The sequence below is a fragment of the Methylicorpusculum sp. genome (genome assembly GCF_030651835.1).
In the GTDB taxonomy this organism is placed as follows: domain Bacteria; phylum Pseudomonadota; class Gammaproteobacteria; order Methylococcales; family Methylomonadaceae; genus Methylicorpusculum.
The window spans coordinates 59,132-72,754 of the sequence record NZ_JAUSBX010000090.1 but is presented as its reverse complement, the minus strand read 5'-3'; the positions used below and the strand labels follow the sequence as shown (position 1 = coordinate 72,754).

The following is a 13,623-nucleotide window of genomic DNA, read 5'->3' as shown; positions in this document are numbered from 1 at the left end:
TGTTGGGGTTCTGTGTATTCTGCCGCGCATGCAGATACAACTCGTTTCAATAGGCCAAAAAATGCCCGCGTGGGTTCAGCAGGGGTTTGATGAATACGCAAAGCGGATGCCAAGGGAGTGCGAATTGGTGTTAAAGGAGATTGCCGCCGGGAAACGAACTAAAAACAGCGATGTCGCGCGTATCGTCAGAGAAGAAGGCGAAAGAATGCAGTCTGCGATTGCAAAAGATACGCATGTGGTCACTTTGGATGTTACTGGAAAAAGTTGGTCTACGCCCGAATTATCCCAGGCAATGCAGCGGTGGTTAGGGCAGGGACGAAATGTAGCCTTGCTGGTCGGCGGACCTGAAGGCTTATCGGATGAAGCTAAAGGCTTGGCCAGTGAATCCTGGAGTTTGTCACGACTGACTTTTCCTCATCCGCTGGTGCGGGTCATGATTGCCGAACAGCTTTACAGGGCCTGGACCCTTCTTAATAACCACCCCTATCACCGCGAATGACGGCTCACATCATATTGGCATCAGCCTCACCTAGACGCCGGGAATTATTGGACCAGATTGGTGTCCGTTACGAGGTATGTCCTGTGGATATTGACGAGACGCCCAAAATGGCCGAGCCGCCTCTTGTTTATGTTCAGCGTGTTGCGGCTGAAAAGTCGGCCGCGTGCGCTGCCATTACCGGTGTTTCTAAACCTGTTCTGGCGGCCGATACGGCGGTGATTCTGAACGGCAGCATTCTGGGTAAGCCGCTTAATCGGGATCAGGGCTTGTCAATGTTGCGGCAGTTGTCCGGGACAACTCATCATGTTTTCTCTGCAATTTCGTTGAGGGGCAGGCAGCATGAAGAAGCTGTCAGTATTACCGAAGTCACTTTTCGACAACTCAGTGAGGCTGAAATAGTGGCATACTGGGAAACCGGTGAGCCTGATGATAAGGCCGGTGCTTATGCCATTCAGGGATTAGCCAGTATTTTTGTCAAGACAATCAACGGCAGTTTTTCCGGCGTAGTGGGTTTGCCTCTCTATGAAACAGCCGAGTTACTGGCGAAACAAGGAATTGAAATTTTAAGATGAGTGAAGAAATTCTGATTAACGTGACGCCGCCTGAAACACGAGTGGCCGTTATTGAAAATGGCGTCCTGCAGGAGCTGGTCATTGAAAGGACCAAGCAGCGAGGATTGGTAGGCAATATCTATAAGGGAGAGGTTTGCCGGGTGCTGCCCGGCATGCAAGCGGCTTTTATTGATATTGGTTTACCGAGAGCAGCATTTCTCCATCTTTCCGATTTATGCACCAAGGACCTGGAAAAAAAAGGTTCAGCCAATATCGAGCACTATCTGCATGAGGGTCAGCATGTCGTTGTCCAGGTGACAAAAGACCCGATTGGCAGCAAAGGTGCCCGGCTAACGACAGAAATATCCATCCCTTCCCGCTATCAGGTCTATATGCCCTATACGCATAATAGCGGTGTGTCTCAGCGGATAGAATGCGAAAAAGAAAGAGCAAGGCTTAGGACGTGTCTTGAGGCTTTTCGAGAGAAGAATCAGTGTGGCGGATTTATTGCCAGAACGGCTGCCGAATGTGTAGATGAACCTATTCTGATGTCCGATATGACTTTTCTTTTGAAGTTATGGGAATCAATATCCGCAAAAATTGAGCAGGCCACTCCCAGGCAGTTTATTCATAAAGATTTGCCGCTCAGTGTCAGAACGCTGCGTGATCTTTACAAGGAAGGTATTGAACGCGTCCGGGTAGATTCTAGAGAAACTTATCATAAGCTCATCGAATTTGCAGAAGTCTTTGTGCCTGATATTGTTGGTGTCATAGAGCATTACACCGGAGAATGCCCGGTTTTTGATATCTACAATGTTGAAGACGAGATACAGCGCGCGCTGGATCGTAAAGTAAAATTAAAATCCGGCGGGCATCTGGTCTTCGATCAAACCGAAGCAATGACCACGGTGGATGTCAATACCGGCAGCTATGTCGGTGGGCGCAATCTGGAAGAAACGATATTCAAGACCAATCTTGAGGCGGCTCAGGCGATTTGCCGTCAGTTGAGGTTACGTAACCTGGGCGGTATCATCATTATCGATTTTATCGATATGCAGAGTAAAGATCACAAGGAACAGGTCTTACAGGCATTGGAGCGGCATTTGGAAAAAGACCATGCCAAAACCAAAATCACGGAAGTATCCGCTTTGGGTCTTGTCGAAATGACCCGTAAAAGAACCCGGGAAAGCCTGGAGCATATATTATGCGAACCTTGTTCGGCCTGCGGTGGACGGGGAGTTCTTAAAACGGCGGAATCGGTCTGTCTGGAAATTTTCCGGGAGATTATTCGTGAAGTCAGGCAATATAATGTCCAGAAATTAATGGTTCTGGCTTCTAACGAAGTGGTAGAGATGCTGTTGGATGAAGAAGCTGACATGCTTGCCGAACTGGAAATGTTTCTAGGCGTTCGTATTAAATTCAGGGCGGAAGCGCAATACAATCAGGAACAATATGATGTGGTGCTGCTTTAGTAACATGGCTTTGTTTGGCCAGCTTTGCCCTATGGACTGATCGCATGGCCAGTGCCAGCGAGCGGATTATCCAAAAATGAGCAGCGGCCTCTAACTCAATCCCGCTTGCCTGCTTTCCGGTTCAACCATTACGACATACGAATGCATATTTTTTAACGATCATGCCAAAGCATTGGAGATTCCTCGTGCCATCGACTATATGAGCGGCACCCAGTGGATTTAAATCAGTGATTCATCATATTACGCGTGCGACACGGCACCTCATTTTCTGGTCTCTATTGACAGCAGCATTAGGTTTGACGGGAATTCGAATCTTGATGACCGGTGTCGAGCGTTATAAAGCGGTATTGGAAAAGGAAGTCAGCGCGTTAATTGATACACCGGTCAGAATCGGCAAGCTCAGCGCCGGAATGCATCGCTTTACCGCCGTAGTTAAGTTGCAAGAGATTGACATACCCAGTGATAACAACTCGCCAAAAGCTGCAATAAAACTGGATGAAATAAGGCTGAGTATCAATCTCTGGGATTTGGCTCTGACCCGGCAATTGTGGTCATCTTCCTGGTTGACACTGGTGGGCGCCGAGCTGACTGCAAAGCGCAAGGCCGATGGCAGTTTTGCGATTGCCGGGCTCAAAGCCGGGGCCGGGGATGAAAAGCCACTTTGGTTACTGCAAGGCAGTAAATTTGAATTATTACATAGCCGTATTACTTGGCAGAATGAGCAGCTTAAAGCTAAGCCTGTGCAGTTTGATCAGGTCGATTTGGTCATTAAAAACGATACGGTTGATGGCCGGCATAGCATGCACATGTTGCTGGATCTTCCCGACAAATTGGGGCGTTCATTGCGGCTCTCAATGGTTTTTGAGGGGAATTTCTTTGAACCCGGCCAGATGACCGGACAGGTTTTTCTGGAAGGTAATGATGTGCAGCTGGCGCAATTTTTGACAGGAGAGATGCCTTCTAAATTGTTGATTAACTCGGGCCTTGCCGACTTCAGGGTTTGGATGAACTGGCAACAGTCGCAATTACAGCAAGTTCAAGGCGAAGGGGTCGTCAAAAAACTGTCCGTCAAGACGCAATCCTCAAAGGCGCCGCTGGCTTTGGAAAAATTAGAGACCCGGTTTCGCTGGAGGCAGCAAAGTCCTGAACGTTGGCAGCTGGATGTCAATGATTTACTCATTGAGACCAGAGAGTCGATTTGGTCTCCCGGACAATTCAGCCTGGCCGTGCAGAATGATTCGCAAGGATCTGCTCAACGGGTTTCATTGGCGGTAAAAAAAATGGATCTGGAACCTCTTTCAATGTTGCTCAAGTTGATGCCGGAAGCCAAAGCAGGGGATGCGGGCCTGCCGAGTATGACCGGCCAGTTGCTGGATTTTAAGCTGGCCGCCGATATCGACACTCAGGCTTTTACCGTCGAGGGTAAGTTCAGAAACTTGGGGCTGGCCGAAAAGGCGCCATTGCCTGGGTTGCAGGGCTTGTCCGGTTATGTAAAAGGTAATGCCGATCAAGGCCAACTGACAGTGGATGCGGAAAATCTCGATGTTTCAGCATCGGAACTGTTTCGTAACCATTTGGCTTTGCAGCGCTTTAAAGGTCGGGTTTTTTGGCGTCAAACAAAAGACGACTGGAAAATAAGCACCGCTGATCTTGTTCTGGATTCTCCGTCCATCAAGACCCTAAGCCGCGTGAAGCTGACCATTCCCAAAAACGGGGATTCACCATTTCTTGATTTACATGGCGATTTTTCTATTGCCGATGCCCGAACTGCCAGTCAATATTATCCGGTCGGCATCATGAATCCGGGTGCTTTGGCATGGTTGGACCATGCGTTTGTTGCAGGTAACGTTCCTCGTGGCGGGCTATCGATTCACGGAAGGCTGGATGATTACCCTTTTAATAAAGGGCAAGGTGTATTTCAGGTGCTTTTCGATGTTGCAGACGGTGAGCTGGAATACAGCGCTGATTGGCCTCATCTGACAAAACTCGATGCTCAGGTCGAGTTTTTGGGTGAGGGTTTGACGGTCGATATTCATTCTGCCCAGTCATTGGCTTGTAAAATCAATGAAGCCCTGGTCACCATCCCCTCGTTAGAAACCAGTCAGCACGTGCTTATCAAAGGAAAAGCCCAAGGTGAAATGGCCGGTATCATGGCCTATTTAAAAGCGACGCCGCTCAAGTCAACCGCCAATTCCTTGCTGTCGGCGATTACGCCAAAAGGAAGCAGTCAGGTCAATCTTGATCTCAAAATTCCTCTGGATGATGTGGCTCCGTTGTCTGTCAACGGCGATGCAAGTCTGGAGAATGCCTCACTTAGAGTGCATGCTTTTGATCTTCCGGTCACGCAGATTAAAGGCGCTCTTCGCTTCGATCAGATGGGAGTTTACGGCAAGGGTATTACGGCCTCGACATTGGGTAATCCCATTAAGCTGGATATCGACACCAAACCGGAACAGACCGATATATACGTCAATGGTCATGCCGGTATTGATGCGCTCAGGAAACAATTTGACATGCCTTTCTGGGCGGTAGCCGAAGGCAGTTCAGATTACCGCCTGCAACTGCGTTTGCCGTCGGCTCAAAATCAACCGCCTGAATTAATCATCACTACCGATCTGATCGGGATGAATATTGATTTGCCTGAAAATATGGCTAAAACCAAGCAACAGAAAAAAAATCTGGTATTGAATTTTGATCTGGGTGATGAACAATTTCTTCCAATCGGCTTGACCTACGGCAATACTCTTAAAGCCGCACTCAAAATTGATGTACCGCAAAAACAGCTGTATGCCGGACATTTTTTAATTGGAGAGGGGAAAGCAGTTGCTCCGGAAGAGCAACGGGTCCGTTTTGAAGTCAATAGTGAACGGCTGGATGTTAAAGGCTGGTTGAATAGCGGTCCGGTAAAAGGGGGTGTCAGTCCCGATTTTATTGATGAATTCGAAGTGCATACGCAGCACTTGATCAGTAATCAGAACGATCTGGGTGCAGTGTATCTGAAGTTAAAGAGAACAGAATCTTATTGGGTAGGCTCCATTACCGCAGCTATTGCTAAAGGCGATTTTAAAATGCCGTTGGATTGGTCGGGCAATGACAAAATTACTCTGGATATGGATTTTATCGATCTTCACGGCGTCAATCAGTTCCACTTGGACGGAGGGCAATCGCAGGCTAATCCTGTTTTGCCATTATTTGACATCAACAGTAAAAAAATCCTCTGGAACACGGTTGATCTGGGTCAGCTCGCACTGTCATCAAAGCGAACCGAGGACGGTGTTTATTTCAATAAGGTTGAGCTGACGAGTCAGCGGCATGAATTGAGTCTGACCGGTAGCTGGAAAATTAAGGGTAACCAGACCCAGACACAAGTGAAGGGGTTTTTAAAAAGCGAAAAGCTTGGTCCGTTGCTGAGAAAGCTGGGCCTTTATAAAGATATGCGAGGCGGAAAGGTCTTTGATGATTTCGCCTTGAATTGGGAAGGAGGGCCGCACCAATTTAATCTGGCCGGTATAAACGGTTATGTCGATGTTAAATGGCGAGACGGCCGTTTATTGAGCATTGAACCTGGATTAGGCCGGGTATTGGGGATATTGGCCTTTTCCCAATGGGTTAAGCGCTTACAGCTGGATTTTCGCGATGTGTACAAAGAAGGTTTGATGTTCAACAGCATCAAAGGCCGAATCAATCTGAACCGGGGTATAGCGGACACGCACAATCTGGTCGTTGATGCCGTGCCTGCAAAAATCACGATCACGGGAAAAACCAGTTTGATCGACAAAACACTGGATCAACTGGTCAGCGTGGTACCTAAAAGTTCTGATGCCGTGCCTATTGCTGGTACAATCCTTGGCCGGGTTACCGGACTGATTGCAGGAGCGATGACGAACGATTACCAGGATGGTATTTTTTTCCGTTCGGAGTATCAGTTAAAAGGCACCTGGCAGAATCCTGAGGTTATCCCTACCCACGAAAACGATGGTTTATTTCAAAAAACCTGGAAGGGCATTACCGGATTTCCTTGGGTTACCGATGAAGAGGAGCCGTGATTTATAGCGTGCAAAAGCCGACTATTTTGAGTCAAACAGAATCGGCTTTGCTACCATCAGCCAATAGCGGTTTTCAGAATAGATAAAATCCAACGATCATGAAGATGCTTTCACCACCCCCGAAAATGAAAGCTCCCGGTTTAGCAGTGACGTAAAGTTAAGCATATTTTGTAGGAGCGGGCCATGCCCGCGATTGAACCCATTAATACCTTTCGCACTTCAAATTTCGGCAGTGCCTAAGGAGGCAACGGGTTGTTCGGCAAAGGCTTTGCCAGCATGGATGCCGGTATAGAGCCTATAAGGATGTATTTACGGCGTCCTTTGACGGGCACCCCTGTGCCGAATTTCGATCTACGAAGGGTATAAGTTGCGGGCACGGTCCACTCCTGCATTTTTGTCTATCCGAGGGTCTTAACTGAGATACATTGCCCTCTTATGATCCAGCACTTTGATTGTAAAATAATAAAAAGGGAATAAAAATGAGCAAATGCGCAGCCATACAAATGGCTTCAGGCCCCAGTGTTTCTTCAAATTTAACAGAAGCAGGCCGACTGATAGGTGAAGCCGTCAATGCCGGAGCAAAACTGGTCGTTTTGCCGGAGAATTTTGCGCTGATGGGCGAGCACGAACTGGATAAACTGAAAGTTAAAGAACAAGACGGGACAGGACCGATCCAGGATTTTCTTGCTGAAACGGCTCTGAAGCATGGCATTTGGGTGATAGGTGGAACCATTCCCATTGCCGGTGACCAGGAAAATAAAGTCAGAGCCTCCAGTCTGGTTTATAACGACAAGGGTGAACGCGCCGGGCGTTACGACAAAATGCACTTGTTTGACGTAGCAGTTCCCGATACCGAGGAAGTCTACCGTGAATCCAATTCGATTGAGCAAGGCGATTCGCTGGTCGTTATCGATACCCCGTTCGGTAAGTTGGGATTGTCGGTTTGTTACGATCTGAGATTTCCTGAGTTTTACCGAAAGCTGGTGGCTTTAGGCGCGGAAATACTGCTGGTTCCTTCTGCATTTACGGCTCAGACCGGTGCAGCGCATTGGGAGACTCTTTTGCGTGCCCGCGCCATAGAAAATTTATCTTATGTCATCGCGCCGAATCAGGGCGGATTTCATATTAACGGCAGGAAAACCTATGGGCACAGTATGATCATTGATCCCTGGGGGCTGGTTTTGGATTGTTACAAAACCGGGGCCGGCTTTGTCTGTGCTGATATCGATCATGAACGTCTTGCCAGAGTCAGATCAAGTTTCCCCGTGTTGCATCACCGGCGCTTTGACTGATAAAGCCTAAAAGAATTTGTTAACAACCGAACTGATATGATGAATCGCTCAATTCAAAAAATCGTGTATTGTGTTTTCGCAGGATTTCATGCCGCTGCCTTGATCTCTTGTGCGGAGCCTGAATCAAAATACAGAAACACCGAAATTCTCGAGCGTCCTCCCGAGCTGACTGTAGTCAAGCCGGAACATCCCGTCGAGAAGATAGATCCGGTTGCCACTTCCGCCTCAATAAAAAAAGGGCTGGGCGATAAAGTCAAGCTGGAAACCAGCGGCCTTGCCTCAACGCTGGTAATCAATGAATCTTTTGATCAATCCTGGTTTATTTTAGGTCTGGTTTTAAATCAGCAGGAGATCGAGATTACCGATAAAAACCGTGATGAAGGCTATATCTACGTCAGTTATGACCCGGATAACCCCAACCAAAAAGGTTTTTTGTCAGGATTTTTGTCGGCGGATAATTACGAGGAGCGTATTTATTCGCTGCAGTTAAGAGAGGCCGGGCAGCTCACTGAAATTACCGCGAAAATTGTAGAGGATAAGGATAGCGAAAAAACGTTCGGCAAACCGGATGATAAGCCGGATAGGGATGACGAATTAAAAGACGGTCCGGACCGTTTATTGGAAACCTTGTTTAAAGTGTTGCGTGATGGCGTCTATGAAGAAGTTGACGGAAAAGACGGAACGCTCAGCGTGCCGGGTCTTTTCAATTGACGGATCACTATAGAGCGATAGACTGATTTTTATCGCGGAGATGGGTTATTTGCTTTTAGGCTATTGCCCTAACTTCCCATCATTTTTATCAGAATAAATCAAACAACCCATAATCAAACCAACTAAAGCATATGGACAGACTTACTCAAGCCAGACAATCGATACTCGCGCCCACAGGTTTGCAAGACAGCGATATCGAAAAAATTATGAATAGCTTGCTCAGTGCGCAGGTGGATGCCGCCGATATCTATTTTCAGTCCAGCCATTTTGAATCCTGGGTTATGGAGAGCGGGATTATCAAGGAAGGCAGTCATAGTATTGAAAAAGGCGCAGGCGTCAGGGCGGTTGCCGGTGAGAAAACCGGATTTGCCTACAGTGACAGGATTGAATTGCCGGTACTGCTGGAAGCGGCCAATAATGTCAAAGCGATTGTCCGACAAGGTCAGGAAGCGCGCTCGGCGCTGTTTAAGCCCAGTTATTCCCAGCCTTATTACGGTACATCCAACCCGCTTAAATCGCTGGCGGATCAACAGAAAGTCGATTTGCTGCGCAAAGTGGACAGTGAAACCCGAAAGCTCGACAGCCGGATTGAAGAAGTTATCATCAGCCTGATCGGCGCGCATGACAGCATTTTGGTGGCCAGTCAGGACGGCCAGTTGACTGCCGATATCCGCCCTCTGGTCAGAATGAATGTAACCGTGATCGTGGTACAGAACGGAAGACGTGAACAGGGCAGTATGGGCGGTGGCGGACGGTGTGATTACACAATGTTTTTCGATGAAGACAAAGCGCTGGACTATGGAAAGGAAGCCGTCAGATTGGCTTTGGTTAATCTTGAAGCCGTTGAAGCGCCGGCCGGCAATATGACCGTGGTCTTAGGTTCCGGTTGGCCCGGTATCTTGCTGCATGAAGCGATAGGGCACGGACTTGAAGGTGATTTTAATAGAAAAGGCACCTCCGCGTTCAGCGGTAGGGTCGGTGAGCGGGTGGGTTCCAGTTTATGTACCGTTGTGGATGACGGCACGCTGCCTGGACGCAGGGGGTCATTGTCGATTGATGACGAAGGTACACCTACCGAAAATACCGTTTTGATCGAAAACGGCATCCTCAAAGGTTATATGCAGGATAAGCTCAACGCCCGGTTGATGGGCGTCAGTCCAACCGGAAACGGGCGCCGTGAGTCTTATGCGCATTTGCCGATGCCCCGCATGACCAACACCTATATGTTGCCGGGCGCTCATGATGCCGAAGAAATCATTCGCTCGGTTGAAAAAGGTTTGTATGCAAAGAATTTTGGCGGCGGTCAGGTCGATATCACGTCAGGAAAATTTGTCTTCTCGGCCAGCGAAGCCTATTTGATTGAAAATGGCAAGCTGACCCGACCCGTCAAAGGCGCGACGCTGATTGGCAACGGTCCGGACGTGCTGACCCGCGTGTCGATGGTCGGTAATGACCTGCAATTGGACAGCGGCGTGGGCACCTGCGGAAAAGATGGTCAAAGCGTGCCGGTTGGCGTAGGTCAGCCTACGCTCAAAATCGATGGCTTGACGGTAGGCGGAACCAGTATTTGATGACGATTGTCACTCACCTAAATAATCAATAGGGAATCACTTTGCAAAATCAAGACGAAATCAATCGATTAACCGCGCTGGTTCAATTGTTATTGGACGAAGCGAAAGAACAGGGCGCCAGTGCTGCCGAAGCCGGTTTAAGCATTGAAAATGGTCTATCCGTAACGGCGCGCATGGGCGATGTGGAAACCATAGAACACCATTGTGATCAAGGTCTGGGTGTTACGGTTTACATCGGGCAGCGCAAGGGTTCGGCCAGCACCAACGATTTGTCCGAAACCTCGATCAAGGAAACCGTCACCGCCGCGTTAAGTTTTGCGCGCTATGCCAATGAAGATGCTTATGCCGGATTGCCCGAGCCTAGTTGGTTAGCGACCGAGTTCCCGGATCTTGACCTTTATCATCCTTGGACACTCACTGCCGATCAAGCCATTAATATGGCGATTGCCTGCGAAGACGCAGCCCGCAGTTACCATGCCGATATCACTAATTCCGAAGGTGCTTCTGTCAACACCCATCAAGGCATTCGCGTCTTGGGTAATAGCTTGGGCTTTTTACATGGCTATGCTTCAACCCGGCATTCCATGAGTTGTTCGGTATTGGGCCAGCGGGGCGATAGCATGCAGCGCGATTACTGGTACAGTGTTGCCAGAGAGGCCAGCAAGCTTGAACCGGGTCCCGAGATAGGCAGAAAAGCAGCCGAACGGACGATCCGCCGTCTGGAAGGTCGTAAGTTGAGTACGCGGCAATGCCCTGTTTTATATGCGGCCGAAGTGGCTTCGGGTTTGCTCGGTTCGCTGATCAGTGCGATCAGCGGCGGCAACTTGTACCGCAAATCATCGTTCCTGCTGGATATGCTGGATCAGCCTATTTTTCCTGAATTTATCCATATTCATGAGCAGCCTTATTTGTCCGGCGCTTTGGGTAGCGCCAGTTTTGACGCCGAAGGGGTGGTGACGCGTACCCGCGATATCGTCGCGGACGGCATCCTGAAAAGCTATGTGCTGGGGACTTATTCGGCGCGTAAATTAGGCATGCAAAGTACCGGCAATGCGGGTGGCGTGCATAACCTGACTTTGGATTCCGGCGATGACGATTTTAACGGCATGCTGGCGCGCTTAGGAACCGGATTACTGGTTACGGAGCTGATGGGTCAGGGCGTCAACATGGTAACCGGCGATTATTCCCGCGGCGCTTCCGGGTTTTGGGTCGAAAACGGTGTTATCCAATATCCGGTAGAAGAAATCACCATCGCAGGCAATCTTAAGCACATGTTCAGAAACATCGTTGCCGTGGGTAATGATGTGGATTATCGCGGCAACATCAGAACCGGTTCCATACTGATTGAACGGATGTCGATTGCCGGAGAGTAACAGTAATTCCCCGGCAAATGAAAGATCATTGTAGGGCGGATAAGGCGAAAGCCGCATCCGCCAATGCTGTTAAAGGTGGATGCGCTATCGCTTATCCATCCTACTCATCGGCTTTCACGGTAATGGAAGAGTACTTTATTAATTCATTTCGCAAACCCTATCGATAATTCCTGCAGCCCAAGCATTATGGCTGTCCGATTTTGAACTTATTAGGAAACTTAAGTAGGGGTAATTAGAGGTTTTATGTCAGCTCAAATTCAACTCAATGATAACCCGATTTCGGAGCAGGAATACCTGGACGGAGAAAAGCTCAGCGAAATCAAGCATGAGTACATAGACGGTGATGTTTATGCCATGGCCGGCGCGAGCAAGAATCATGAAAGAATTGCCGGTAATGTATTTGGTGAGCTAAGAAGTTTCCTTAAAGGGAAACCCTGCGAACCCTTTGCATCAGATGTAAAAATCAAAGCGGGCAGCCGATTTTTTTATCCCGATGTCATGGTGGTTTGCGACGATGCAACGCCCAATGAGTATTACACCGAATCGCCTGTGATCATTGTTGAAGTGGTTTCAAAATCGACGCGGCGCATTGACGAAACGGTCAAGCGCACGACCTATCAGACGATACCCAGCCTCAAGGAGTTGGTTTTGATTGAGCAGGATTTTGTCGATGTGGAAGTCTGCAGAAAATCGCAAGGCTGGATATCGAACCATTATTTCATGGGGGACGAGGTTACCTTTGAATCTTTGGGGCTGACACTGGCGGTAGAAGAAATATACACCCGAGTCGATAATGAAGATGTGCGCTCGTTTCTTGAAGAGCGTGCGTTACGCGAGCAGGAAGCCGCGCAACACAATGTTGAGGAAGGATAACCGGTTTTCTGGTCGACCTCGTCATTTCGGCAGGGATAGCCGAAATCCAGACCCCATGGATAACTCGAAGCTTACTGGATGCCTTTTCCGGACGGGCATGACGGGCTTATTGATTTAACTGAAACATCCGGCTTAATGAGGGCATTTCAAGGCCATGGCGTTAATGTTGGGTTGCGATTGAATAATTACGCTCCGTGTAAGATTTCCTGAATCAACTGCGGGCCCTGATAAATTAAACCGCTGTAGATCTGAACCAGACTGGCGCCCGCTTTAAATTTTTCCTCGGCATCCTGCGCACTGAGAATTCCGCCCGCAGCAATAATAGGCATCTTTCCGCCCAGCTCTCCGGCCAGGATTTTAACCACATGGGTTGATTGATCTTTAACCGGTGCGCCGCTCAATCCCCCTGCTTCATTCGCCAATGGATGGCCGGCAATCCTATCCCGTGCAATCGTGGTATTGGTGGCAATGACTCCGTCTATTTCAAAAGACAGTAATAATCCGGCAATATGCCCGATTTCATCATCGCTCAAATCCGGCGCAATTTTTAATACCAGCGGCGTATATTGTCCAAATGTCGATTTAAGCTTCAACTGCTCTTCTTTTAAAGCAGAAATCAGATTTTTTATTTCATCTCCTTGCTGCAATTGTCTGAGGTTTTTGGTGTTGGGCGAGGAAATGTTGATCGTAATATAGCTGGCGGCTTCATAGGCTTTGCGAAGGCAGATTAAATAATCATCAGCCGCTTGTTCCATCGGTGTGTCAAAATTCTTGCCGATATTGATACCGATAATGCCGGAGTAAGCGCTGCTTTTAACCTGATCTAAAAGATGGTCTATGCCTTTGTTATTAAACCCCATTCGGTTGATGATGGCCTGATGCTCTTTTAGCCGGAATAACCGGGGTTTAGGATTGCCGGGCTGCGGTCTTGGCGTGACCGTCCCAATTTCGATAAAACCAAAGCCCAGAGCCGCCAAGCCGTCAATGGCGTCACCATTTTTATCCAGTCCTGCCGCAAGTCCCACCGGATTTTTAAATTCAAGCCCCATAACCTTAACCGGCCGTTGAACAGGGGGTTGGCTGATAAGCTTGTTTAGCCCGCTTGTATGGCCCAGTTTTATCAGTGAAAGCGTCAGTTCATGAGCGGTTTCAGGGTCCAGTGAAAACAATAAAGGGCGGAGCAGAGAGTAAGTGTTCATAAGTCAGCAGATCGAAAAAATGAAGGTGCGTTGGGT

10 protein-coding genes are annotated in these 13,623 nt (G+C 48.5%); 9 read left to right on the top strand and 1 reads right to left on the bottom strand.

What is annotated here, in order from left to right:
• Positions 1-28 precede the first annotated feature (28 nt).
• From rlmH to Q7V32_RS11775, 9 genes are all read left to right on the top strand, one after another.
• Positions 29-499 carry a 23S rRNA (pseudouridine(1915)-N(3))-methyltransferase RlmH gene (rlmH, locus tag Q7V32_RS11815; protein ID WP_304897243.1) on the top strand — a complete coding sequence of 157 codons (471 nt, stop codon included), beginning with the start codon at positions 29-31 and terminating at the stop codon, positions 497-499.
• A complete protein-coding gene (locus Q7V32_RS11810; RefSeq protein ID WP_304897177.1) occupies positions 496-1,071 on the top strand; it encodes a nucleoside triphosphate pyrophosphatase in 576 nt (191 codons plus the stop codon). Before rlmH ends, Q7V32_RS11810 begins: the two co-directional genes overlap by 4 nt.
• Positions 1,068-2,522 carry a ribonuclease G gene (gene rng / locus Q7V32_RS11805; protein ID WP_304897176.1) on the top strand — a complete coding sequence of 485 codons (1,455 nt, stop codon included), beginning with the start codon at positions 1,068-1,070 and terminating at the stop codon, positions 2,520-2,522. The genes Q7V32_RS11810 and rng overlap by 4 nt, the downstream gene beginning before the upstream one ends.
• Positions 2,523-2,749: 227 nt before the next feature.
• Complete coding sequence (locus tag Q7V32_RS11800) at positions 2,750-6,568, top strand: YhdP family protein (protein ID WP_304897175.1); 3,819 nt, start codon at positions 2,750-2,752, stop codon at positions 6,566-6,568.
• Between the two features lie 479 nt (positions 6,569-7,047).
• On the top strand, positions 7,048-7,860 hold the full coding sequence (locus Q7V32_RS11795; RefSeq protein ID WP_304897174.1) for a carbon-nitrogen hydrolase family protein: 813 nt from the start codon (positions 7,048-7,050) through the stop codon (positions 7,858-7,860).
• Between the two features lie 36 nt (positions 7,861-7,896).
• Positions 7,897-8,571, top strand: coding sequence for an outer membrane protein assembly factor BamC (gene bamC, locus Q7V32_RS11790; RefSeq protein WP_304897173.1), 675 nt, complete (start codon positions 7,897-7,899; stop codon positions 8,569-8,571).
• Positions 8,572-8,702: 131 nt separating this feature from the next.
• The gene (gene tldD, locus Q7V32_RS11785) at positions 8,703-10,142 is read left to right on the top strand and encodes a metalloprotease TldD (RefSeq protein WP_304897172.1); all 1,440 of its coding nucleotides are present in this window, start codon (positions 8,703-8,705) and stop codon (positions 10,140-10,142) included.
• 41 nt (positions 10,143-10,183) lie between these two features.
• Positions 10,184-11,515, top strand: a complete 1,332-nt coding sequence (gene pmbA, locus Q7V32_RS11780; protein WP_304897171.1) for a metalloprotease PmbA — start codon at positions 10,184-10,186, stop codon at positions 11,513-11,515.
• 243 nt (positions 11,516-11,758) lie between these two features.
• The gene (locus Q7V32_RS11775) at positions 11,759-12,388 is read left to right on the top strand and encodes a Uma2 family endonuclease (protein ID WP_304897170.1); all 630 of its coding nucleotides are present in this window, start codon (positions 11,759-11,761) and stop codon (positions 12,386-12,388) included.
• A 185-nt stretch (positions 12,389-12,573) separates the two neighbouring features.
• On the opposite strand, the gene Q7V32_RS11770 is transcribed toward Q7V32_RS11775, so the two are convergent.
• Positions 12,574-13,587 carry a quinone-dependent dihydroorotate dehydrogenase gene (locus Q7V32_RS11770; RefSeq protein WP_304897169.1) on the bottom strand — a complete coding sequence of 338 codons (1,014 nt, stop codon included), beginning with the start codon at positions 13,585-13,587 and terminating at the stop codon, positions 12,574-12,576.
• Positions 13,588-13,623: the final 36 nt, after the last annotated feature.

Coding starts and splice junctions, on each gene's coding strand:
- rlmH (WP_304897243.1), top strand. CDS start 29: ATGCAGATACAACTCGTTTCAATAGGCCAAAAAATGCCCGCGTGGGTT.
- Q7V32_RS11810 (WP_304897177.1), top strand. CDS start 496: ATGACGGCTCACATCATATTGGCATCAGCCTCACCTAGACGCCGGGAA.
- rng (WP_304897176.1), top strand. CDS start 1,068: ATGAGTGAAGAAATTCTGATTAACGTGACGCCGCCTGAAACACGAGTG.
- Q7V32_RS11795 (WP_304897174.1), top strand. CDS start 7,048: ATGAGCAAATGCGCAGCCATACAAATGGCTTCAGGCCCCAGTGTTTCT.
- bamC (WP_304897173.1), top strand. CDS start 7,897: ATGATGAATCGCTCAATTCAAAAAATCGTGTATTGTGTTTTCGCAGGA.
- tldD (WP_304897172.1), top strand. CDS start 8,703: ATGGACAGACTTACTCAAGCCAGACAATCGATACTCGCGCCCACAGGT.
- Q7V32_RS11775 (WP_304897170.1), top strand. CDS start 11,759: ATGTCAGCTCAAATTCAACTCAATGATAACCCGATTTCGGAGCAGGAA.
- Q7V32_RS11770 (WP_304897169.1), bottom strand. CDS start 13,587: ATGAACACTTACTCTCTGCTCCGCCCTTTATTGTTTTCACTGGACCCT.